The following is a 23179-nucleotide window of genomic DNA, read 5'->3' on the forward strand; positions in this document are numbered from 1 at the left end:
CCCGAACCCTCCAGCGTATTCATTCATAAAAATAGAAAAAGCGGGTCCGGGCGGCAGCCCGGCCGCGCAGCGGTATTTTCCGCCGCCGATTAGCCCAAAAAAGACGGGGCGGAGTTTCCTCCGCCCCTTTTTGTCAGGCACCCAGGCCCTTTTCCATCACCGCGACGAGACGGCGGGCAAAGGCGGCGGGATCGGCCGGGGGCTCGCCCTCGACGATGCGGGCCTGATCGAACAGCAGAGCGGCGATATCCTCAACCAACGGCCCGGTGCCGCCGGTCTTGACCCGGTGGGCCAGCCCCTTGATGAGAGCGTGGCGCGGGTTCAGTTCGAGGATACGGGGCCGCTCGGCATCGACCTGTCGATGGGCACGCAGCAGCTTTTCCAGATGCATGCTCATCTCGCCCTCGGCGGCGACGAGGCAGACGGCGGATTCGGTCAGGCGTTCCGAGGCCCGGACGTCCTTGACCTTATCGCCCAGCGCCAGCTTGACCGCTTCGATCAGGGTGGCGATTTCGTCGCTGGGGGCTTCGTCTTCCTTGGGGGTCTCGGCGTTTTCGTCGGCCTTGACCTTCGAGAGATCGCCCCCGGCGGCAGCGACCGAGCGGAATTGCTTGTCCTTATAATCGCCGACCGAGGAGACCCAGAATTCGTCGATCGGATCGGTCAGCAGCAGCACCTCGACACCCTTGGCGGCAAAGCCTTCGAGCTGCGGGCTTTTCTTGAGGGCGGCAAGGTCGTCGCCAGCGATGGTGTAGATCGCTTCCTGCCCTTCTTTCATCCGGCCGAGATACTCGGCCAGCGACACCCAGCCGTCCGAGGCGGTGGTGCGGAAGCGGCAGAGGTCGAGGATATCCTCGCGACGTTCGAAATCCTCGTACAGACCTTCCTTCAGCACCGCGCCGAAGGTGTCCCAGAAGGTGAGGTAATCGCCGTCTTCGGCCTCGGCCTTGCGCTTCAGTTCGCCCAGGATGCGCTTGACCAGTCCGGTGCGGATCTTGGCCAGGATCGGGTTGTGCTGGAGCATCTCGCGGCTGACGTTCAGCGGCAAGTCCTGGCTGTCGACGATGCCGCGGACAAAGCGCAGATAGGGCGGCAGCAGCTCTTCGCAATCGTCGGTGATGAACACCCGGCGGACATAGAGCTTCACATGCTGCTTGCGCTCGGGATTGAAGATGTCGAACGGCTTGGTCGAGGGCAGGAACAGCAGCCCGGTATATTCGATCGCGCCTTCCGCCTTGTAATGCAGCGTCGCCCACGGATCGTCGAAGGCATGGGCGACGTGGTGATAGAATTCCTTGTACTGCTCGGGCGTGATCTCGGATTTCGACCGGGTCCACAGCGCGCTGGCCGAATTGATCGTTTCCTCGTCCTTATCGCCATCCTTCAGCAGGACCGGGATCGCGATATGGTCGGAATAGCGCTTGACCACCGATTTCAGCCGGAACGCTTCGAGGAATTCGCGGGAATCCTCGCGCAGGTGCAAGGTGATCGCGGCACCGCGCTCGGCTTCGGGCGCGGGGGCGACGGTGAATTCGCCCTTGCCGTCAGAGGTCCACACCCAGCCCTCGGCCTCGCCCGCCTTGCGCGAGACGACGCTGACGCGGTCGGCGACCATGAAGGCGGAATAGAAGCCGACGCCGAACTGGCCTATCAGATTGACATCCTTGCGGGCATCGCCGGTCAGGCGGCTCAAGAAGTCCGAGGTGCCCGATTTCGCGATCGTGCCCAGGTTGGCGATCAGTTCGTCATGATCCATGCCCTGACCGTTATCGGCGATGGTCAGGGTGCCGGCCTCGGCATTGGGGATCAGGCGGATACGGAACCCGGTGCCGTCCTCGCCCAGCAACTCGGGCCGGGTCAGCGCGGCATAGCGCAGCCGGTCGCAGGAATCCGAGGCGTTGGAGATCAATTCGCGTAGGAAGATCTCCTTATTGGAGTAAAGCGAGTGAACGACGATGTCGAGCAGCTTGCCGACTTCCGCCTGGAATTGCCGCTTCTCTTCGGCCATGGGGGAGCGTCTCCATAAAAGTGATGAAACTCGAGGCGACCTGATATGCGGCGAGCGGGCGAAGGTTGCAAGTGTATCGATTCTCCGAAACAATGGTTCATCCCGAAAGGACGTTCCGGCGTTTCCTTTCGAGGGGCTCCCGCTCCCGCTCACGGGCGCCGCGAGCCGAGTGCGGTAGGACGGGTACGTTATCGATTATAATGGAGACGTTGATGCAGATTCCCCTCCAGATCACCTTCCACGGTATTGATCATTCGGACGCCGTCGAGACCCGCATCCGCGAGAAGATAACCAAGCTTCAGGTCATTTGTGATCGCATCACTTCCTGTCGGGTGGTGATCGAGGTCCACCATCGCAATACCTCGAACCTCCATCGCAAGGGCGAGCCCTTCCATATTCGTGTCAGCCTTGCCGTGCCGGGCGCCGATCTGGTGGTGAAGCGCGACCCCAAGGACGTCCACGAAAACGAAGACATTTTCGTCGCCCTGCGCGAAGCGTTCGATTCGATTGAACGTCAATTGAAGGATTACGCCGCCCGTCAGCGTGGCGACGTCAAGACGCGCGCCAATTCCGGCGCTGCTGCCGAAGTCTGATCGATCCGGCCGATGTCCGCCCCCCTTTCCGCTCAAGCGGGGAGGGGGGTGGACGTGGGGCCATCCTATCGATCAAGAAAATTGATGTGACCCGGCCGAGCGGTTGATGCCGCCCGCCGCTTCAGGTAGAACTCAGGCGATTTTGCAGCGCGGCACCCGCCAGCGCGCACCGGAACCGCCATGAATATCGACCTCGCCCGTACCTTTCTCGAAATCGTCGACACCGGCAACTTTAACAAGGCCGCCGAACGTCTTTCGGTGACCCAATCGACCGTCAGTATGCGGATCAAGGCGCTGGAGGACGAACTGGGCCGCCCCCTGTTCGTCCGCTCGAAATCGGGAACTCAGCTCACCGCCGCCGGAATGCAGTTCCGCCGCTATGCCACCACGATGGTTCGGGTGTGGGAGCAGGCGCGCCAGGAACTGGCGCTGCCGCCCGGCTTCCGCACCGTGCTGACGGTGGGGGGCGAGGTGTCGCTGTGGGACCGTCTGCTGGTGCAGTGGATTCCGTGGATGCGGACCGCGATGCCCGATGTCGCGCTCCGGGTCGAGGTCGGGCTGTCCGACGGTCTGATGCGCAAGCTGATCGAAGGCTTGCTTGACGTCTGCGTGATGTATTCGCCGACCAGCCGTCCCGGTCTGCATATCGAAAAGCTGGTCGATGAGCGGCTGGTGCTGGTTTCGACCCGACGCCGCACCGCCCAGGAATGGGACGACGATTACGTTCTGGTCGATTGGGGGCCGGATTTCCGCGCCGCCCACAGCCAGGCCTTTCCCGATCTCAAGACCCCCGCCGTTTCGGTCGGGCTGGGAGCGATGGGGTTGCAGCACATCCTGGCCCATGGCGGCACCGGCTATTTCCCGATGCGGGTGGCCCGGCCCCATCTGGCCGCCGGCCGGCTGTTCGAGGTCGGCGGCGTGCCGGAATTCCGCCGCCCGGCCTATCTGGTCTGCGCCGAGGACGAAACCCGCGAAGATTGGTTTTCGACCGCGCTGGACGGGCTGCGCTACGTCACCTCGCTCGAACAGGAAGATTAGGTCAAAGCCTGCGCCGGGCGGACCCGCTCTGGCGGCAGGTGGATCACGGCACGGGTGCCTTGTCCCGGTGCGCTGTGCAGGGTCAGCACGCCACCATGCAACTCGACGATGCCGATCGAGAGGGGCAGGCCCAGGCCGGTGCCCTCGGCCGGACGGTTGGCCCGCGACGCGGGGGCCTGTTCGGCCCGGCCATAGGGAGCCAGGGCGAGGCGCATATCTTCGGGGCTGATGCCCGCCCCGTCATCGGCGATGGTCAGCAGGCAGGCTCCGGTCTGGTCCGTTTCCGCGCTGATCTGCACCTGACCGCCCTGTCGACCATATTTGACCGCATTGACCGAGAGGTTGAGCAGGGCCTGAAGCAGGCGGCGGCGATCGGCCGAAAGCCTGAGATCGGGCGGATTAATCCGGGTCGTGACGGTCATGTCGCGCTGAGCGGCTGCCTGGGCGATCAGCCGGGTGGTTTCGCTGACGATCTCGCTGACGTCAAAACAGCTTTCGTCGAGCCGCAGGGTCCCCGCGTCAATCGCGGCATTGTCGAGCAGGTCGTTGACCAGGGCCAGCAGGTGCTGGCCCGAGCGGTGGATGTCGCTCAGATATTCGGCCTGGGCGGGCGGGATCGGGCCGCGGATTCCCATTTGCAGCGCCTCGGAAAAGCCGAGGATCGCGTTCAGCGGCGAACGCAGTTCATGCGACACCCCGGCCAGGAACTGTTCGCGCCGGTCCAGCAATTGTTGCAGGGCGCGGGTGCGGTCCTGGACCCGGTTCTCCAGGGTGAGGGCCTCGGCCTGGAGCGAGGCAAGATGGCGCAGGATCAAGGTTGCGGCGATGGCGATCGCCAGCGAGATCAGGGTCGTTCCGGTCAGGACCAGCCAGACCCGCCGCCACCACGGCTCCAGCACCGCCGCGCGGGTGAGTGAGACCGAGACGCCGATGTTGAAGGGCCTGATCCGCTTGTACGACCCCAGGCGTTCGACCCCGTCGAAGGGAGACATGCCGTCGAACTGCCCTTCATCCACTCCCTGGGTGTTGGCGTTGCGGAACAGGGGCGCCTCGGACAGATTTCGAATCCGCTCACTGTCGGGCGGGGAGGGCGAGCGGATCAGCACGGTGCCGTCGTCGCGCAGCAGGGTGATCGCGCCGCCGACATCGTGGCGGATGGTGTCGTAATGGCGTTCCAGCGCGGCGATGTCGATTCCGGCCATCAGAAGTGCGACGGGACTTTTGGGATCGGCGATTCGCCTCGTCAGCGGCAGGACCCAACGCCCGGACAATCGGCTTTTGACCGGGGGGGCGACGACGAGGCGACCGACCTGCGCCTCGGTCACGAAGGCGCGATCACCGACAAAGGCCGACACCTTCTGTTGCGGGCTGGGGGCGATGGTGGTCAACATCCCTTGATGATCGACCGTCGCCAAGCCCAGCAAGGCGGTGTCCTGGCTGAGCAGAGCGGTCAGACGGGCGATCAGGGTAGGGTCGCCCGGACTGGCCTGGGGTCTGGAGGAGATCGGTTCGATCGAGGCGAGGAACAGATCGCTGAGGGAGAGCAGACGGTGGGCGTGTTCGGCGGCGCTGAGGCTCATCCGGCCCAGTTCGGCGTGGGCCTCCCGCACCGTTGCGGCGCGGTCATTCCATAACCAGAGCGCGCCGCCGAGCCAGACCAGCGTGACCGTAATCAGGGCGGTGGCGACGACCACATAGCGGGACGACCGATAGACGGGCACGGATACGCGCCTCAATCAGATGAAGACAAGGGGCAGGGTATCACCCCGGCGTCAGCCACGACAACGGGCTTGGTGGCTGGTCTTAGGTATTCGGGCAGCAAAAAGGGCGCTAACGCAGCGCCCTTCTATACGCGTCCTATTCAAAGGCCACTACTTAATCTTGGCTTCCTTGAACTGGACATGCTTGCGCACGACCGGGTCGTACTTGCGGAATTCAAGCTTTTCGGTCGTCTTACGCGGGTTCTTCTTCGCCACATAGAAGAAGCCCGTCCCGGCGGTGCTCAACAGCTTGATGAGGATGGTGGCAGGCTTAGCCATGGCGATAATCCCGAACGAAGTTACCGATTTGGACGTCAGGGGGCGCACAATACTGATGATCGGCGGGGAGTCAAGGATAAACCGCCTTGGGCGGCTCGATCGCCCCCGTGCGACCGGCTCCGGTCGGGCCGGTCCGGTGCCGCAATCGGTCGGCCCCGGCCCCGGACCCGTTGATGAGATTAGCCCTTTTTGACCTCGCTGACGAAATGGCCGACATTGTTGCGCAGGCGGTCGCTTTCGCCGCTGAGACGGTCGGCCAGGGTCGATAATTGACCGGCGGCCTGGACGGTGGCCCGCTCGGCCTCCAGCACCCGGGCGATCGATTGCGAGACTTCCGAGGTGCCCTGGGCGGCCTGTTGGACGTTGCGGGCGATTTCCTGGGTCGCCGCACCTTGCTGCTCGACCGCCGAAGCGATGCCGATGGTGTATTGGTTGACGGTGGTGATGGTGCTGCTGATGCCGACGATGGCGTTGACCGCCCGGTCGGTTTCCGCCTGGATCGCGGCGACCTGGGCCTGGATGTCATCGGTGGCGCGCGCGGTCTGGTTGGCCAGCGTCTTGACCTCGCCCGCGACGACGGCAAAGCCCTTGCCCGCATCACCGGCCCGCGCCGCCTCGATGGTGGCATTGAGGGCGAGAAGGTTGGTCTGGGCGGCGATGTCGGTGATCAGGCTGACGACATCGCCGATCCGCCGCGCCGCCTCGGCCAGACCACGGACGGTGGCGCTGGTGTTTTCGGCCTCGTGCACCGCGCCGTTCATTGCCGCGGCGGTTTCGGTGACGCGGCGCGAGATTTCCTGGATGCTGTTGGACAATTCCTCGGCGGCAGCGGCGACGGTCTGGACGTTGGCGCTGGCATTGTCGGCGGCGGCGGCAACGACGCTGGATTGCTCGGTGGTGGTGGCCGAGGTCGACGATAATGTTTCGGTCGCCGAGCGCAGGCCGTCGATCGCGGTCGAGACACCGCCGACGACGGTGTCGATCGATTCGACGAATCCATTGGTGACGGTTTCGACCCGGACCCGGCGTTCGTCGCGGGCCTGGGCGGCGGCGGTTTCGGCTTTGGCCCGATCGTCGGCCACCAGCGCCTTGTCGCGCAGAACCTCGATCGCTTTTGCCATTTTGCCGGTTTCGTCGTTGCGGTCGACATAGGGAACCGCGAACTGGCGCGATCCAGCGGCGAAATCACCGACGATTTCGGTCAGGCGGCCAAGGGGGATAACGACGCGGCGGTTGATCCCGACGATGGCGACCAGCGTGGTTGCCGTTGCCGCGATCAGCAGCAAGCCGACGAGGATAAGATTTTGCACGGCATGATGGCGATTTTCATCGGCGATGCGCGAGGCTTCGCTGATCGCGGCGTCACGCATCAGCATAATCGATTGCAGCATGGGGGCGCTCAGTCGCCGCCATTCCGCCTGATCCAGGTCATAGGCCCCGTCGCTCATCCCGGCCTTGGCGACACGCTCGCGCAGCGGCTTGAATGGGGTGAAGAATCCGGCTTCGACCTTCGCCAGACCATCGCGCAGGATCACCGGGCTGTCGGGGGCGCCAGCCTGCTCGCTGAGATGGTCCCATAATTGACGGATGCGGCCCAGGGTCATGTCGATATCGCGGGTGGTCTCGGCCGAGAACGGCTTGCCCGAGGTGATGGCGAGGATATGCATCGTCGACAGGCGCCCGGCCTGATCGCGCAGGGTCCAGGTGGTCGTCGCCAGCGCGGCCGGATAGGCGACTTCGGCGTCCAGGCTGCTCAACCGCCGTCCCAATCGGGCATTGACCGTCCCGACCGTGTTCAGCATCGCGTACATTCCCGCATTGAAATCCTTGCGGAATGCGTCGAGCTTTTCGCGGTTGCCTCCCATTTCAGCATCGGCCTTGGTCCGCCACGCCGTTAACTCGGTGCGGATCTTCAGCAGCTTGGCGATGGCGTCCTGATATTCCTCGGCCGAAGATTGCGATGGCATTGCCGCGATGCGATCGAACGCCGCATCGACCTTGGCGCGGGTGTCGGTCAGGACCTTGCGCGCGGCGGCATCGCCATCAAGCGCGACGCTGGTGGCGCCGCGTTCCGGGGCGATGACTTCCGAAACCTGGGTTCCCGCGTTGAGCAGGGTGACCAGATCGCCAGCCTCCCCCGCGGCACGAAGGTTCTGCCAGTTTTCCGTGAAGAGAATGATCGCCAGGATGGCAAGAAAGGTGCCGACGGCGGCAAGACAGGCGGAAACAAACCCTTTGATCGACATTCCACGTCCCCAATACCGAATGTGACTGTCATCGGATGAGCACTCCCCTAGTCTTAAAGGGTAGGGTGGTTCCCATGCATCTGGGATGGTACTACCCTATGGCCATGCCCGAAATTGCGCATAAAGATAATGCCCTATCGGGTATGCTTAAGGATGAGGGGTGGGGCTCATTCAAAAGGGGAAGCGCATCCTCCCGGACGGAGCCATGACACTCACGGATAGGGATCGAACCTTATATCCAATGGCCTGATTTGTCCATTACTAAGGTAATGGTTGAGGCGGGTGGTGTCTCGCCCCGGATAGAATCGGCGCCGCGATCCCCGCCTGTCCCGATTGTCGATGGGCCGTGGGGCGAGCCGGGTCGTCGATTTCTGTCGATATGTGCTGTTTCACTTTTCCCCCGCAGCGGAGGCCGCTATAAAACGAGAGCGTTATGACGGTGGTTCATTATAACGTTTCTTTGCATAGTTGATGACAATGGGCAGAGCCGGGACGGCTTGGGTTTGATTGTTCTCGTTTTTGAATTGCCGATTAAGTGTCTTGTTTTTAGTCAAAACCACTTTTAGATGTTTATTTGAAGCGGGGGAAGCGGTGAAAGCACGCAGTCTGATGTTGGCCGTGCCAGTGACGGTGATGGCGCTGGTTTCCTCTTCCGCCTGGGCACAGCCCGCCAATTCGGAACGCGCGCTGGACGATCAGCGTCGCCTGTCCGAGGGGGTGCGCGAGACCGACGCGGCCGCCCGCGCCGCGCTGGAAATGGGCCTGACCGCCGGGGCCGAGGTCACCTGGGAACAGGTGCGGCGCAATCCCGACGATCCCGGACTGAACGCCGCCTGGGCGCGGACCCAGATTCAGCGGGGCGATCTGCTGGGGGCATCGGCGACGCTGGAACGCATTCTGATGCGCTATCCCAACGCGACCGAGGCGCGACTGGTGCTGGGTCTGGTCCTGTTCCGGCTCGACGACACCGCGACGGCCAAGCGGGAACTGGAAGCGATTGATCCCGCCCAACTGACCCCGACCCAGCGAGCCGACCGCGATCAGGTTCTGGCCCTGATCGAGCAGCGGACCAAGCGGTTGCGTCAGTCGGTCACCCTTGCCCTGGGTGGTCATTTCGATTCCAACCGCAATTCCTCGCCTACGACCGGAACGATCCTGATCAACGATCTGCCCTTTACGCTTGATGGCAGTGCCAAGAAGCGAGCGGATTGGGGCCGGGTCGGGATGACGGCCTATGATTTCGATTACGATCTCGGTACCGATCCCCGCCTGTCGCTGTATGGCGGTCTCAATCTGCTGGGAGACCGTCAATCGACGCTGAAAACCTACGACACTGTTTCCGGCGGGGCGAATGCCGGGATTCGCTTTGCCGACGGGCCGGTCGGGGCCCAGATCGGCACGTTCTGGAACAGCATGTCGATGACCGACGATTATTATCTCAGCGATTACGGTCTCGACGGGCGCTTCACCTACCGCCTCGCCTCGGCGTGGGAGGCCTTCACCACGCTGCGGCTTGACCGTCAGGTCTTCCACAACATCTCGTCCGACCGGGTCGCGACCGACAGCAGCGGGGTCGTCTTCACCTCGTGGGTGGGAAGCACATGGCATCCCAACGACGCGCACAGCGTTTCGTTGTCGCTGGGTTATGGCCACCGCAACGCCGCCGCTAATTATATGTCGAACGACCGCTGGGCGGCCCGGCTGGGCGACGTCTGGCTGCTGGGCAAGGGACAATTCGTTTCCGCCGTCGGCGAAGTCGGGGTTGCGGTCTATGACCAGAACAATCCGACCTTCAGCGCCCAGACCCGCCGCGATACCGATGGACGGTTCAGCCTGACCTACGGCATCCCGGCGGGGACGTTGACCGAGGCGGTCGGGGTTGAAGCCCCGGACGAGGTGCGCGACGTCGTTTTATCGGTGACCGGCGAGTATTATCGCTCGATGTCGAATCTGCCCAATTACACCTATGCCAACCTCCGGAGCCAGATGCTGGTGTCCAAGCGGTGGGAGTTCTGACCATGCGCCAAGCCTCTTACGGTGTCACGGCGGTCCTGGCGTCGGTGCTGGCGCTGTCCCCCTCGGCCTGGGCGGTCGAAGACAGCACCACCGCTCTGATCGGCAATGCGGGCGGGCTGTCCGGTCAGGTCTTGCTTGCCGCCGCCGTGATCGATGCCGACCGGCGCCCCGTCGGTCGTCAGATCGGCAGCGGCGATCCGATCTATCAGGGCGATCAGATCGTCACCGGGCCGGGCGGTCGGCTGCAATTGATGCTGCTGGATCAGACCATCATCACCTTGGGCGAAAATGCCCGGATGACGATTGACGATATTTCGTTTGGTCCCACCGCTGCGGATGGAAAGATCTCAGTTGGCGTCGAGCAGGGCGCGTTCCGCTTCATCAGCGGGCAGGTCGCCCAGGCCAAGCCGGAAAACGTCAATATCCGGATTCCGATGGGCACTATCGGCATTCGTGGCACCATCGTCGGCGGTGCCGTCACTCCGGAATCTGCCCTGGTCGCTCTGCTCGGTCCGGGCAGCGAGACCAGCACCAGTTCCCGCCATGGTGCGATCACCGTTACGACCCCCGGCGGATCGGTCGACATTACCCGGACCGGCTATGGCACCGAGCTCTTTGCCGGTCAGCCGCCGTCGCCGCCCAATCCGCTGACGTCCGCGCAATTGCAGTTGTTAAACTCCCCCCGCCAGCCCCGGCCTCCGCGCCCGGCACGCCAACGGCACCGTCGTCGGGAGGCGGGGCGGTTTCGGCTTCGGCCACCAGCGGCACGTCGACCGCGTCAGGCTTGCAATTCGCCAACGTCGTTTCCCGCAATCCCTCGCCCCCGGCGGCGGTCGGAACGGTGAATTTGATCGGCAATGCGGCGGTCGCCGACATCGATCAACGTGCATCTCGCACCCTGGCTCAATCGGTCGGGACGGCATTGCCCTATATGTTGGGGGTCAATTATCAGACGATCCAAGATATCTTCTTTTGGTCCACAAGCCCGCAGTCCCATGATTACAGTCTGATCACATCGGATGCCGGTGGGAAGTCTTTCTCATTTCTAAGCAACGGTGTCCGTCTGACCAGCTTTGATTCAAATCCGGTCTCACTGACGACATCCACTTATGACTCCGATACGAAGATTAGAACTTATTCATCCGGAGAAACTCGATTTTATTACGACTATAGCGAAAAATTTGATCTAATTTATTCAACCTATGGATACTTTACTGATTCTCGGGAATATGATTCGACGCATACGCAATATGCCTATACCGCGATCGGGACAGGGCTGCCGACTCCGTCGGTGCAGATGCCGAGTTCAGGAAGTGCGACCTATTCCGGTGGCACCGTCGGCACTGTCGCGATCGGGAATGGGGGGAATGGGATTTCGGGGAGTTTCTCTGGCTCTGCCACTCTGACCGCCAATTTTTCGTCCCACTCGATCAGCGGTACCTTAAGCGGGCTGACGCCATCGTCATCGCTTGCGTCTGCGGGTGTCACCATTGGCAATATTACCCTCAGCAACGCCACCATCAGCGGGGCGGGGTTCAGCGGCGGCACCGTTACCGGGTCGGTTACCCAATCGGCAATCACCGCAAATCCGACCGGCAACTTCGCCGGAGGCTTCAACGGCCCCCATGCCGCCGAAGTGGCCGGGACCTATGCGATGAACAATGCGGCCGATCCGTCCCATAGTATTCCGCAGGTTTCCGTCGTCGGATCGTTCGGGGCGAAGAAATAGGCCGCGCTCAGCTCGCCCCCCGGCCTCTGTCGCTCCGGCCCCAACGGTTGAGGGTGGCGGCCAGGGCCGGTCGGTGAATCGGCTTGGAGAGGTAATCGTCCATCCCGGCGGCCAGACAGCGGTCGCGGTCGCCCTCCATCGCATTGGCGGTCATCGCGATTACCGGCACCCGCGCCACCGGGCCATCGAGCGAACGGATCAGCCGGGTGGCCTGATAGCCGTCCATGTCGGGAAGCTGGACGTCCATCAGGACGAGATCAAAGGTGTCACGAACCACCATCGCCACCCCCTCGACCGCGTTCGAGGCGATCTCGACGGTATGCCCCAGCGATGACAGAAGTCCCCGCGCCACCTCTTGATTGATCTGGTTGTCCTCGATCAGCAGGACATGAAGAGCCGGTCCCGCCGTCGGGCGATCCGTCGCGGCCAGAGGGGCGTCGTCGGTTGCAACTATGGTTGCGGTCAGGTCGCGGGCCAGACGCCGGGCGTGAATCGGCTTCGCTGTCACCACCACGTTCTCCAGCGTTGCGGTGATTGATCGTGTCCAAGGCTCGTTGACCGGGGTTGTCAGCACGCAGCGGGTCGCGGTGAAGGCGGGATCGGCTTTTAGCATCACCAGCAGATCGGTTCCGGTAACGAACGGCATGTCCTGATCGACCACCAACGCATCGAACGGGGTTCCCTTGCCATGGGCGGCGCGCGCCGTCGCCAGCGCCTCCGGGGCCGATGCCGCCAGGGTGACGGTGGCGCCCAGTGCCGTCAGTTCCTCGGCCAGCAGGGTCGCGGCCTGAACCCCGTCATCGACCAGCAGCAGCGACAGACCGGCCAAGGGCGTCTCGCGCGGGCGGGGCGGCTCCGAGCGCACCAGGGGCAATCGGATGATGAAGACACTGCCCTTGCCCTCGGTGCTGGAAAAGCCGATCTCGCCGCCCATCACCTCGATCAGGCGGCGCGAGATCGCCAGCCCCAGCCCTGTCCCGCCGAACCGGCGCGAGGTCGAGGAATCCGCCTGGATGAATTTGTCGAACAAGCGGGCCTGCGCCGCCGCCGGAATGCCGATCCCGGTATCCCTGATCGCGATCGACAGGATTTCGTCGTCGAGCGTGACGCTCAGGTGCACCGTGCCGGTTTCGGTGAATTTGACCGCGTTGCCAAGCAGGTTCAGCAAGACCTGACGGATGCGGACCTCGTCGCCGATAAAGGTGGAATCGGCCTCGGGGGCAATCGAGAACAGCAGATCGACAGTCTTGCCCTTCAGGCGCGGGCTGACGATGTCGATGCCGCCCTCGATCAGGCCGCGCAGGCTGAACGGCTGTTCGTCGATGTCGAAATGCCCGGCCTCGATTTTCGAATAATCCAGAATGTCGTTGATGATGGTCAGCAGCGATTCGGCCGAATCATGGATGGTGTCGGCCATTCGCCGCTGGTCTTCGGTCAACGCGGTGTCGAGAAGAAGATCGGTCATCCCGACGATGCCGTTCATCGGGGTGCGGATCTCGTGGCTCATCGTTGCCAGGAATTCAGACTTAACCCGGGTCGCGGATTCCGCATCTTCCTTGGCGGCGATCAGGGCATCGCGGGCGCGGCGCAGGTCGGTGACGTCGTTGATGCCCAGCAGCAACGCCGCGTCGCCGCCGATTTCCAGCGTCCGCCCCGCCACCATCCCCCAGAAGGTCGTGCCATCATGGCGGCGGAACAGAAACTCGCGATCGTTGGATTGTTCCAGCGCGGCGGCTTCGATGTCGCTTAACGACACGGTGTCAAGAAACGTGGCGGCGGGAATGCCGTGGGGATCGACCCCCGGCCCGAGCACGGCGTTTCGCATCAGGGGATTGGCATAGATCACGCTGCCGTCCTGGCGCGACAGCAACACGATCATCACCGGCATTGATTCGATGATCAGGCGCAGATGCTGCTCGCCCTCTCGGACGATCTGCTCGGCGGCTTTCTCCTCCTGAAGCCGGAGGATTTCGCGGGCATGGCGGCGGAACACGTCGAGCGAGCGGGCCATGTCGCCGATCTCGTCGCGACGTCCCAGGGCGGGCAGTTCGGCGACGTCCTCGCCCCGCGCCATCCGCAGCATCACCGCGCTGACATCGCAGATCGGATAGGTCAGGCTGCGGATGGTGATGACGATGAAGCTGGCCAGGAACAGGAACGCGCCGAACAGCGCCACCGCCCCCTCGATCGTTGCCTGACGGATCGCGGCGTCAAGCGATTCGCGCGAATAGTAAAGCCGCAGTTTCCCGACCTGCACCGCCCCTTCGCTCGAGGCGTGGATTACCGGCAGGCTGACCATCAGCGCGGGATCGACCGGGCGGCCGCTGCCGATAAAGCCGATCTGATCGCCCTCGGTATCGTTAACGATGACGGCAACGATTTCCGGATCGGAGCCCAGTGCATCAAGCTGGTTCGCTACCATATCGTAATCGAAATCGTAGATCGGGCGCGCCAGCGCGCGGGCGGTGAACAGGGCGGTGCGGTTCATCTCGGCCGCCAGGGTCTTCAACCCGGCTTCCCGCATCTCCCACAGCCCGGTCAGGCCAAGGATCGTGACCGCGAGGAAGACTCCACCCAACACCGCCAACAGGGCGGTGCTTCCCAGCGGAAGAAGGCGCATCCCCGCTTTGTCCGGCGGAGCGGGAGACGGTGAAGTCGTCATGTGTCACGCCTGGCGATTATCGGGGCCATTTTAAGATAGAATGCCACTGTCCAGGAGACGGAGGAACCGCCATGAAGAGTTTTCTTCTCGCTGCGTTAATCCTGGGGATTTTGCCGTTCCAGGCGCTGGCGGAGCCACCGACCATCGTATTGGCGTCCGATCCTTGGTGCCCCCACACCTGCCCGGCGGATTCGTCGCGGCCTGGTTATATGGTCGAGATCGCCGTCCGGGCCTTTGCCTTGTCGGGAATCACCGTGATTTATCGGACGACGTCGTGGAATCGGGCGATGTCCGACGTCCGCGAAGGCCGCATTGACGGGATCATCGGTACCCTGGCCACCCGTGCCGTCGAACTGGATTTGCCGCAGGAAGGGTTCGGCCGAAATTACTATGTCTTCGTGGTTCGTGACGACGACCCCTGGGTTCTGGCCGGGCTTGACTCGCTCGAGGACCGGACCCTCGGGACCGTCCAGGGCTACAGCTATTCGCCTGCGCTCGACCCCTGGATGGCGATGCATCGCGACCAGATTCAGGCGTTGGGCGGCGAAAATGCGCTGGACCGCAATCTGCGCAAGCTGATGGCCGGGCGGATTGATACCGTAATCGAGGACGAGGAGGTGCTGACCTACCGGCTGAAGACCTGGCCCGACGCCAAGCGAATCCGGCTGGCCGGGCGGATCGACAGCGGCGCGCTCTACATTGCCTTTTCGCGCCGGGGCGGGCGCGGCACCGAGCTTGCCCGCACCTTCGATTCCGGGGTCCGGGCGTTGCGGGCGTCGGGGGAACTCGACCGGATTCTGGCGCGGTATGGGGTGCGCGATCTGGCGCGCTGAGAGGATTACCCCATCGTCTGCTCCGGCTCGACCGGATCAGCAAAGCGCTGGCGGATTTCAAGAATCTCATCCCAGGCCGACAGGAACACCTCGACGCTCTGCGGGGCGAAATGGTGCCCGACATTCTCGATCAGATAGGCCCTGGCCCGTTCCATATCCCACGCCAGTTTGTAGGGGCGGCGGCTGGTCAGTGCGTCGAATACGTCGGCAACGGCGACGATCCGCCCCGTAATCGGGATTTTCTCGCCCGCCAGACCATAGGGATAGCCGGTTCCGTCGAACTTTTCATGATGGGTGATCGCGATCTCGGCCCCCAACTGGATCAATTGCGACGAACTGCCCGACAAGATGGCGTGACCGATGACCGGATGACGCCGCATCACTTCCATCTCGTCGTCGGTCAGCCGTCCGGGCTTCAGCAAGATGTCGTCGGGGGTTCCCAGCTTGCCGACATCGTGCATCGGCGCCGCCTTGAAGATCAGATCACACAATTCGTCGGGCAGACCCAGCCCGCGGGCGATCAGCCGGGAATAATGCGACATGCGGTGGATGTGGCTGCCGGTCTCGGGATCGCGGTATTCGGCGGCCTTGGCCAGCCGGACGATCAGCTCTTCCTCGCGGTCAAGCACGGCCTGGGTGGCGTTGCGAACCTCCTCGGCCAGCCAGCGATTGCGGTCGCGCAGCCGGAGGTGACTGCGGCGCAAGGCCAGCAGATTGGTGACGCGCACCCGCATCTCGCTGGGATCGACCGGCTTGGTCAGGAAGTCGGTTACCCCCAGTTCCAGCGCGGTCTGGCGGACGAAGCGGTCGGCGGCGGCGGTGATCATCACGATCGGGACGTCGCCCGCTCCCGGCATCGCCCGCATCCGCCGGACATATTCATGACCGTCGATGCCGGGCATCATGTAATCGACCAGGACAAGGTCGGCCATCTGGCGCGAACAATCAACCAGGGCCGCCAGCGGATCGGGATAGCACGCGATCGAAACCTCGTTATCGACGCGCCGAACGATCTGCTCGAACAGCATCAGGTTGGTGTTGTTGTCGTCGACGATGTGCACCAGCATGACGCACCCTTCAGGAATTTAGGGGGGAATGACGGGCGGTCTCGGTCACTGTCTGGGCCAGCAGTTCCAACGGACCGGAGGTATCGACGCTGTCGTGGGCGGCCCGCTCCAGCCGCCCCGAGGCATCGGCAAGGCGGAGATATCCCAGATTGGCCGCCGCTCCCTTGAGGGAGTGGCTGGCGGCGACGATGGCCGGGCGGTCGCCCACCGCCGCCGCCTGATTGATGTCGTGTAGCCGGGCATGGAGGCCCGAGCAGAACGAGGCGAGCAGGGCCGTGAACGATTCCGCTCCCAACGCCTCGGTCAGGTCGGCCTGGGCGTCGGCGTCGATCAGCGGCAGCACGCTGACCCCCCGATCCGAGTGGGGGCGGGGGTCGAAGGACGGTGACGACAGCGGCGGGTGTTCGTGCTCTCCCGCCAGTCGGGCCATCCAGCGTTCCAGGCACTGGGTCAACCGTCGCCGGTCGATCGGCTTGGAAATGTAATCGTCCATCCCTTGGGCCAGGCAGAGATCGCGGTCCCCGTTCATCGCGTTGGCGGTCATCGCGATGATGATGACCTCCGATTTCGGCGGGCCCAGCGCCCGGATCGCCCGGGTGGCGTCCAGACCGTCGGTGCGGGGCATCTGCATGTCCATCAGAATCAGATCGTATTCGCCCCGCCGGACCCGCTCGACCGCCTCGGCCCCGTCGTCGGCGACGTCGGCGCGGTGGCCCAGCTTGGCCAGCAAACCGACCGCGACCTGCTGGTTGATCGCATTGTCCTCGGCCACCAGCACCTTCAGCGACATCAGCGGCGGCGAGGTGGGTTCGGAGGCGCTGATCGGCAGTGGTCCGCCCCGTCCCCGCCCCAGCAGGGTCATCAGGCTGTCGAGCAACGCGCTTTGGCGGATCGGCTTCAGCAGAATCTGATCGAGTGACAGCAGCGCCGATTTGTCGTGCAGCGAGCCGAGGTCGGCCGACGAGGCCAGCACGATCGGCAACGCATTCGTGGTCGGGTCGGCCCGCAGCACCGCCGCCAGATCCAGCCCGGTCATCCCCGGCATCTGGTGGTCGAGAATGACGGTCTGGAACGGCATGCCGCGTGCCGCCGCGGCGCGAATGTCGGTCAGGCCGGCGGTGGCGCTGTCGGCCAGTCCCACCGTGGCTCCCCAGGCCCGCAATTGGTGGCTGAAGATTTCCCGGTTGGTCAGATTGTCATCGACCACCAGGATGCGGGCATCGCGCAACGGATTGTCCGGCGCGTCTTCGGATGGCGGGTCGAGAGTGCGTTCCAGCGGGACCGAGAACCAGAAGGTGCTCCCGACATCTTCGGCACTGTCAAAACCGATTTGTCCGCCCATCAAGCCCAGCAGGCGGTGGCAGATCGCCAGCCCCAGCCCGCTGCCGCCGTACCGCCGCGCCGTCGAGGCGTCGGCCTGCGAGAACATCCCGAACAGACGGTCACGGGCGACGGCGGGGATGCCGATCCCGGTATCTTGGACCTCGACGCGCAAGATCGCGCGGTCCGGTCCGGTGTCTTTCAGCGAGACGAGGATCGACACGGTTCCCCGTTCGGTGAATTTGACCGCGTTCCCGGCCAGATTGAGCAGAATCTGGCGCAGCCGCCCGGTGTCGCCCCGGAACACCCCGCGCGTCTCGGCCGGGACCAGATAGCTAAGTTCGATGTCCCGGCCACGGATGCGGGGGGACAGGATGTCGATCACGCCTTCGATCAGGGGGCGGATTTCGAACGTGCTCAGTTCAAGTTCCAGCCGCCCGGCTTCCATCTTCGAGAAGTCGAGGATGTCGTTGATGATGTGCAGCAGCGCCTCGGCCGACGCGCGCACGGTGTTGGCGAAATGCTGTTGTTCCAGCGTCAGGCTGGTGTCGAGCAGCAGGCTGGTCATCCCGATGATGCCATTCATCGGAGTGCGGATCTCGTGGCTCATCGTCGCCAGAAATTCCGATTTGGCGCGGTTGGCGGCCTCGGCCCGTTCGACCGCGACCGCCATCGCCTTTTCCATCTGCTTGCGTGGGGTGATGTCGGTGCGGATGGCGATGAACTGGAGGGGATGGCCGGATTCGTCCAGGATCGGGACGATCGTCGCCGCCACCCAGCACAGCGCCCCGCTTTTCGATCTGTTGCAGATTTCGCCGTGCCAGACCTGTCCCGATGTAATCGTCCGCCACAGGTCGGCATAGAAGTCCGGGGGGTGAAGGCCTGATTTGACGATCCGGTGGTTCTGCCCGACCAATTCGTCTGGAGAATAGCCGGTGATCTCGCAGAATTTATCGTTGGCATAAAGGATGGTGCCGCGCGAATCCGTGATGCTGACGATCGCGTGCTGGTCCAGGGCGAATTTTTGCTGCCTTAATTCGCGTTGAACCGCCGAGCGTTCGCGGACCAGACGGGCGATCAGTGCGCTCATTTCCTCGAGGCCCAGATCTTCGCCGTCGAGGCGAGGGTGTCCCAGCGATTCGAGAATCTCTCCGGCGCTTTGACGCAGTTCGGCGACGACCCGTTGCCGGGCGGCAGAGTCCGCGTCGATATTGGTACTGGTACGGCAATATTGCTCGTCGGTGCTTGCCAGCAGACGGTCGAGGCCGTCCAGCAGGGTCGCCGCCGCCGGGGGAAGGGTGGTGGGGTCGATCGCCCGCGCCGCCGTCAGAAGGGCCTGGGCTTCCGCCTCGGTCCCGACCTGAAACGCGGTCTGCATCTGTTTCAGCAGAGTGGGGTGCATGTCATCCCCATGGCGTCGTCTTCCCTCCAAGCGTCGGGACCGATCGGGACAGGATAAAACCCGTCTTATGGTTAAACCAAGAAAATCGCGTTGATCACTTCACTCCTGGCGCGAGTCTGGAGCGATGGGCTGCCCTGGGGCGGGGATGCTCCCGATCCGCAAGGGAAGGATTACACGCGTTGAATCGAGCTCAGAAATCCTTCGACGGCGTTGCGCAGCGTGGTTGCCACCTGGGTCAGGCGTTCGGACGATTGGCGGACCTGGGTGGCCCCGGTGCCGTTGCGGCTGGCGGCATCCTGAATCCCGTTGATGTTGGCCGACACTTCGCCGGTGCCCACGGCGGCCTGTTCGATATTGCGGGCGATTTCGTGGGTCGCGGCGTTCTGTTCCTCGACGGCGGCGGCAATCTGGCTGGCGACATGTTCCATGCCGCGAATGCTGGCGATGACGTCATCGAGCGCGCTGACGACGTCGTTGGTCTGGGCCTGGACGGCTTCGACCTGACGGGTGATGTCCTCGGTGGCGCGGCCGGTCTGGTTGGCCAGCGTTTTGACCTCGCCCGCGACGACGGCAAAGCCTTTGCCCGCTTCACCCGCCCGTGCCGCCTCGATCGTCGCGTTCAGGGCCAGCAGATTGGTTTGCGAGGCGATATCGGTAATCAGTCCAACCACGGCCGAGATATCGGCAGCGGCTTTCGACAGCACCCGAACCGACCCGGCGGCGCGGTCGGCGGCCTGGACCGCCTGGGCCGAGGATTCAATCGAATGGGTGACCTGGCGCGAGATTTCCGAGATCGAGGAGGACAATTCCTCGACCGCGGCGGCAACGGTATCGACATTGACGGCGGCTTCGTTGGCGGCGGCGGCGACGGTGGCCGCGCGCGATCCGGTGTCCTGAGCATCGCGTTCCAGCGCGGTGGAGGTCTGGCCTAATTCACCCGAGGCGTTGGAGACGTTCTGAAGCGTCGCTTTGGCGGTGCGGTCGAATTCGGCGACCAGATCGCCCATCATGGCGGCGCGGCGGATCTTCGCTTCGCTGTCGCGGGCGGCTTGCTCTTCAAGGGCGCGGTTGGCCCGCAACTGGTCGCGCAGGGTCACCAGCGCCGTCGCGACCTCGCCCAATTCGTCCTTGCGCTCGGTTCCGTCAATCGCGATGTCGAGATCGCCCTTGGCCAGGGAATGAACTTCAGCGACGCAGATGCCCAGGGGCCGTGCCACTCCTTTTTGCGCAATCAGCGCGGACAAGCCGACCCCGATGGCCAAGACGATGGCCGAGGTGATCACCAGCAAGATCGTGCTTTGGCGGGCCATTTCGTCGGCGTCTTTCGCCGTTTGGGCCTGGCGGGTTTCCTGTTGTTTGAAAAAGACGCGGACCGCTTCGCGCGTGGCGGAGGCGTCCTTGGCCGCGGCCTGGGCCAGCAGGGCAAGATTGGGATCGCCCTGGCGGGCGGCGGCGAGAACCGCAGCGGCGGAGCGTTCGAAGGCGTCCGCTTTGACGGAGATGGCGTCGATCAGAGACCGGCTTTCAGGATCGGGGTTCGCCTCGCGAATTTGCACCATGCGCTGACGGAACAGGGATTGTTCGGTACTCAGCGCCGCCTCGGATTCCTTCAGCGCGGCGGGGGTTGGGGCGAGTGCTGCCATCGCCTGGATCGCATTCATCGCCTGAACGTTGGTGTTGAGGCGCGCCGCCAGCAGGGTGGATTGCCCGCTGTGGTCGATCAGATCCATTTCATCGCCAAGGTTCTGGAGCGACAGGATCGAGAACGCCGACACCCCGGCGATCGCGAGGCCAAGGACGCCGACAATCGAAAGAATCTTGTGGAAGACCCGGAAATTTTCCAGCATGTGACTTCTCCCGAAAGAGGAACCGTGTGACCGCTTCCTGTTCGGCTCCCCATGAATCCGGCCGCAGCCCGGAGGGAGAGCGCTTCACCTAGGAGTCGCTTTCGCAGAGCGTGCCTTGCCCTTTGGACGATGCCTAAAGATATAGTTAGACGCGCCTTTCAGTGCAAGTGTGCTGGCGCTTTGTCAGCGAACCGTTTCCTTGATCCGGGCGACGGCATCGCGATCGTAGAAGCTGCAAACGCCTCGTTTCGCGGCAGGAAGGAGGCCAAGGTCCTTGATGGCCTTTTTTACCTTCGCGTCGGAAACACCTAGCTCTTTGGCAATATTGCCGGCGCTGATCAGGTCGGGATTGGGATCGGTCATTACGGTTTTTCCCCTAATACCAATGGTAGTTCTATCATAGCGGGCTGTCGGTCGAGCGCACCCATATTTTGGAGTCGGACCGAGTTAAAATGCCTGCAATTTGTTTATAATAGTTGGATTATTTCCGTATTCGCGATCAAGTTTGTATCCGTAGAAACTACGCGGATAATCTCTCCCTGGTCCGCAGAGGGTTTTGCCTCGGTTCTTGACTCTAATTAGGCAATATACCGATATGTCGATAATTGATCGATCACCCGGAAGCCTGCTCCGAGAGTGACGGAGAGGGGATGAAATTATGGGTATTGGTGCACGCCTGACGCTGATCGTGATTGCCTCGGTCGCCGGAATGGTTGTTATCGCCGCGTTGGGGCTGGTCAGCGCCCGCGACAGCATGATGGAAGAGCGCCGGATCAAGACCCGCGAAGTGGTCGAACTGGCCGTCAGCGTCGCCGCCGCCGCCGAGGCTCGGGTCCGCAGCGGCGAACTGAGCGTCGAAGCGGCCCAGACCCTGGCGTTGGACCGGATTCGCGAGATGCGCTATGCCGGTGACAATTACTTCTGGATCAACGATCTCGACGGCATTCTGCTGATGCACCCGCATCGGGCCAAGGCGATCGGGACCTCGGTGCTGGGGCTGAAGGACGCAGCGGGGCAGTTGATGTATGTCACGTTTGTCGAAACGGCTCGCCGGAACGGTGCCGGTTTCGTCGAATATGTCGGCCGTCGCCCCGGCACCGACATCAACGCCGCCAAGCTGTCTTACCTTCAGACCTTCAAGCCGTGGGGCTGGGTGATCGGCACCGGCATTTACGTCGATGATGTCGAGGCGGAGTTCCGCGCCCGCTCGCTGGCGGCCGGCGGGTTGGTCGGCGGGGTGCTGCTGTTGATCGCGCTGGGAGCGGCGTTGGTCGCTCGCGGGATCATCCGCCCCCTGCGCCACTTGGCCAGCGGGATGGAGCGTGTCGCCGCCGGAGATCACGCGATTGTGATCGGTTATGAGCAGGATCGCAGCGAGATCGGCCATCTCGCCCGCGCCCTTGCGTCTTTCCGCGATTCTCTGGTTGAGATGACCCGGCTGCGGGCCGAGAACGACCGCGCCGCCCACGATGCCCAATCCGCCCGCCGCGCGGCGGTCCTGGGCATTGCCGACGATCTGGAATCCGCCGTCGGTGCGGTGATCGGGCGGCTGTCGCAGCAAGCGGGCGAGATGGAGAGCACCGCCGAAGCGCTGGCCGTCACCGCCCAGAAAAGCGCCCGGCGTGCGGCCGAGGTTGCCGGGGCGGCAGGCGAGGCATCGGTATCGGTGGGGGCGGTGGCGGCCTCGGCCGAGCAATTATCGTCCTCGATCAGCGAGATCGGCCGTCAGGTAACCCGGTCGACCGATGTCTCGGGTCAGGCGGTTGCCGAAGCCCGTACCAGCAGCGATTTGGTGGGCGGTCTGTCCAGTTCGGTCGATCGGATCGGTGCGGTGGTCAGCCTGATTAACGATATCGCGGCCCAGACCAATCTGTTGGCGCTGAACGCGACGATCGAGGCGGCTCGCGCGGGCGAGGCGGGCAAGGGCTTTGCCGTCGTCGCGGGCGAGGTCAAACAGCTCGCAACCCAGACCGCCCGGGCCACCGAAGAGATTTCCGGTCAGATTTCGACGATCCAGGCCGAGGCCAAGCACGCCGCCGCCTCGATCCAGACGATCCTGGCGACGATTGATTCGGTCAACGACATCGCGACGGCGATTGCCGCTGCGATCGAGGAGCAAGGTGCCGCCGCCGCCGAGATTGCCCGCGCGGTTCAGTCCGCCTCGCGCAGCACCGAATCGGTTTCGGCCAACATTGTCGCCTTGCGTCACGACGCCGACGAAACCGACCAGTCCGCCGCTGCGTTGCGGGGTGGGGCGGGGCGTGTCACCGCCGAGGCGGCGGGACTGCACGAGGCGGTCGGGCACTTGCTGGCCCGCGTCCGGCTCTAAACCACGGATCAGGAGCCTTGGCCCCGACGAGGCCAAGGCTCCTGTGGAAA

16 protein-coding genes are annotated in these 23179 nt (G+C 63.6%); 7 read left to right on the forward strand and 9 right to left on the reverse strand.

Annotated features, from left to right (window positions below; translation table 11 throughout):
* Positions 1-133 precede the first annotated feature (133 nt).
* Positions 134-2008 carry a molecular chaperone HtpG gene (htpG, locus tag K678_RS10570; protein ID WP_021132439.1) on the reverse strand — a complete coding sequence of 625 codons (1875 nt, stop codon included), beginning with the start codon at positions 2006-2008 and terminating at the stop codon, positions 134-136.
* A 212-nt stretch (positions 2009-2220) separates the two neighbouring features.
* Between htpG and K678_RS10575 the strand changes: the two genes are divergently transcribed.
* Positions 2221-2601, forward strand: coding sequence for an HPF/RaiA family ribosome-associated protein (locus K678_RS10575; protein ID WP_021132440.1), 381 nt, complete (start codon positions 2221-2223; stop codon positions 2599-2601).
* Positions 2602-2781: 180 nt separating this feature from the next.
* Positions 2782-3639, forward strand: a complete 858-nt coding sequence (locus K678_RS10580; protein WP_021132441.1) for a LysR family transcriptional regulator — start codon at positions 2782-2784, stop codon at positions 3637-3639.
* Here the strand turns inward: K678_RS10580 and K678_RS17735 are convergent.
* From K678_RS17735 to K678_RS10595, 3 genes are all read right to left on the reverse strand, one after another.
* Complete coding sequence (locus K678_RS17735) at positions 3636-5360, reverse strand: sensor histidine kinase (protein WP_021132442.1); 1725 nt, start codon at positions 5358-5360, stop codon at positions 3636-3638. The genes K678_RS10580 and K678_RS17735 overlap by 4 nt on opposite strands.
* A 150-nt stretch (positions 5361-5510) precedes the next feature.
* The gene (gene rpmG, locus K678_RS10590) at positions 5511-5678 is read right to left on the reverse strand and encodes a 50S ribosomal protein L33 (RefSeq protein WP_002725389.1); all 168 of its coding nucleotides are present in this window, start codon (positions 5676-5678) and stop codon (positions 5511-5513) included.
* A gap of 179 nt (positions 5679-5857) precedes the next feature.
* Positions 5858-7924, reverse strand: a complete 2067-nt coding sequence (locus tag K678_RS10595; protein WP_021132443.1) for a methyl-accepting chemotaxis protein — start codon at positions 7922-7924, stop codon at positions 5858-5860.
* 591 nt (positions 7925-8515) lie between these two features.
* On the opposite strand from K678_RS10595, the gene K678_RS10600 reads away from it, so the two are divergent.
* Genes K678_RS10600 through K678_RS10610 form a run of 3 tightly spaced genes read left to right on the forward strand, consistent with a single transcriptional unit; the run spans position 8516 to position 11669 of the window.
* Entirely contained in the window at positions 8516-9940 is a 1425-nt protein-coding gene (locus K678_RS10600; protein WP_155804524.1) for a surface lipoprotein assembly modifier, read from the forward strand.
* Between the two features lie 2 nt (positions 9941-9942).
* Entirely contained in the window at positions 9943-10785 is an 843-nt protein-coding gene (locus K678_RS10605; RefSeq protein WP_021132445.1) for a FecR family protein, read from the forward strand.
* Positions 10782-11669 (forward strand): transferrin-binding protein-like solute binding protein, encoded by an 888-nt coding sequence (locus K678_RS10610; protein ID WP_021132446.1) that lies wholly within the window; start codon positions 10782-10784, stop codon positions 11667-11669. Before K678_RS10605 ends, K678_RS10610 begins: the two co-directional genes overlap by 4 nt.
* 7 nt (positions 11670-11676) lie before the next feature.
* Here K678_RS10610 and K678_RS17740 read toward each other — a convergent pair whose 3' ends face one another.
* Complete coding sequence (locus tag K678_RS17740; protein ID WP_021132447.1) at positions 11677-14289, reverse strand: hybrid sensor histidine kinase/response regulator; 2613 nt, start codon at positions 14287-14289, stop codon at positions 11677-11679.
* A gap of 113 nt (positions 14290-14402) precedes the next feature.
* Here K678_RS17740 and K678_RS10620 point away from each other — a divergent pair, with 113 nt between their 5' ends.
* Positions 14403-15164: a substrate-binding periplasmic protein gene (locus K678_RS10620; protein ID WP_021132448.1), complete on the forward strand. Its 762-nt coding sequence runs from the start codon at positions 14403-14405 to the stop codon at positions 15162-15164.
* A gap of 5 nt (positions 15165-15169) precedes the next feature.
* Here K678_RS10620 and K678_RS10625 read toward each other — a convergent pair whose 3' ends face one another.
* The 4 genes from K678_RS10625 to K678_RS10640 all read right to left on the reverse strand — a co-directional run bounded on the left by K678_RS10625 (position 15170) and on the right by K678_RS10640 (position 21163).
* Entirely contained in the window at positions 15170-16231 is a 1062-nt protein-coding gene (locus K678_RS10625) for an HD domain-containing phosphohydrolase (protein ID WP_021132449.1), read from the reverse strand.
* 10 nt (positions 16232-16241) lie between these two features.
* Positions 16242-18953 carry a hybrid sensor histidine kinase/response regulator gene (locus K678_RS10630; protein WP_021132450.1) on the reverse strand — a complete coding sequence of 904 codons (2712 nt, stop codon included), beginning with the start codon at positions 18951-18953 and terminating at the stop codon, positions 16242-16244.
* 170 nt (positions 18954-19123) lie between these two features.
* Positions 19124-20800, reverse strand: coding sequence for a methyl-accepting chemotaxis protein (locus tag K678_RS10635; RefSeq protein ID WP_021132451.1), 1677 nt, complete (start codon positions 20798-20800; stop codon positions 19124-19126).
* 183 nt (positions 20801-20983) lie between these two features.
* Entirely contained in the window at positions 20984-21163 is a 180-nt protein-coding gene (locus tag K678_RS10640) for a CBS domain-containing protein (protein WP_021132452.1), read from the reverse strand.
* Between the two features lie 295 nt (positions 21164-21458).
* On the opposite strand from K678_RS10640, the gene K678_RS10645 reads away from it, so the two are divergent.
* Positions 21459-23129 carry a methyl-accepting chemotaxis protein gene (locus K678_RS10645; RefSeq protein WP_021132453.1) on the forward strand — a complete coding sequence of 557 codons (1671 nt, stop codon included), beginning with the start codon at positions 21459-21461 and terminating at the stop codon, positions 23127-23129.
* The last annotated feature ends 50 nt before the right edge of the window (positions 23130-23179 follow it).

Source organism: Magnetospirillum fulvum MGU-K5 (assembly GCF_000442515.1).
Lineage (GTDB): Bacteria > Pseudomonadota > Alphaproteobacteria > Rhodospirillales > Magnetospirillaceae > Phaeospirillum > Phaeospirillum fulvum_B.

What these genes read in the sequence shown, in the direction of transcription:
- K678_RS10645 (WP_021132453.1), top strand. Translation starts at nt 21,459, where the DNA reads ATGGGTATTGGTGCACGCCTGACGCTGATCGTGATTGCCTCGGTCGCC.
- K678_RS10595 (WP_021132443.1), bottom strand. Translation starts at nt 7,924, where the DNA reads ATGTCGATCAAAGGGTTTGTTTCCGCCTGTCTTGCCGCCGTCGGCACC.
- K678_RS10580 (WP_021132441.1), top strand. Translation starts at nt 2,782, where the DNA reads ATGAATATCGACCTCGCCCGTACCTTTCTCGAAATCGTCGACACCGGC.
- K678_RS10620 (WP_021132448.1), top strand. Translation starts at nt 14,403, where the DNA reads ATGAAGAGTTTTCTTCTCGCTGCGTTAATCCTGGGGATTTTGCCGTTC.
- rpmG (WP_002725389.1), bottom strand. Translation starts at nt 5,678, where the DNA reads ATGGCTAAGCCTGCCACCATCCTCATCAAGCTGTTGAGCACCGCCGGG.
- K678_RS10605 (WP_021132445.1), top strand. Translation starts at nt 9,943, where the DNA reads ATGCGCCAAGCCTCTTACGGTGTCACGGCGGTCCTGGCGTCGGTGCTG.
- K678_RS10575 (WP_021132440.1), top strand. Translation starts at nt 2,221, where the DNA reads ATGCAGATTCCCCTCCAGATCACCTTCCACGGTATTGATCATTCGGAC.
- K678_RS10640 (WP_021132452.1), bottom strand. Translation starts at nt 21,163, where the DNA reads ATGACCGATCCCAATCCCGACCTGATCAGCGCCGGCAATATTGCCAAA.
- htpG (WP_021132439.1), bottom strand. Translation starts at nt 2,008, where the DNA reads ATGGCCGAAGAGAAGCGGCAATTCCAGGCGGAAGTCGGCAAGCTGCTC.
- K678_RS10635 (WP_021132451.1), bottom strand. Translation starts at nt 20,800, where the DNA reads ATGCTGGAAAATTTCCGGGTCTTCCACAAGATTCTTTCGATTGTCGGC.
- K678_RS10625 (WP_021132449.1), bottom strand. Translation starts at nt 16,231, where the DNA reads ATGCTGGTGCACATCGTCGACGACAACAACACCAACCTGATGCTGTTC.
- K678_RS10630 (WP_021132450.1), bottom strand. Translation starts at nt 18,953, where the DNA reads ATGCACCCCACTCTGCTGAAACAGATGCAGACCGCGTTTCAGGTCGGG.
- K678_RS17740 (WP_021132447.1), bottom strand. Translation starts at nt 14,289, where the DNA reads ATGCGCCTTCTTCCGCTGGGAAGCACCGCCCTGTTGGCGGTGTTGGGT.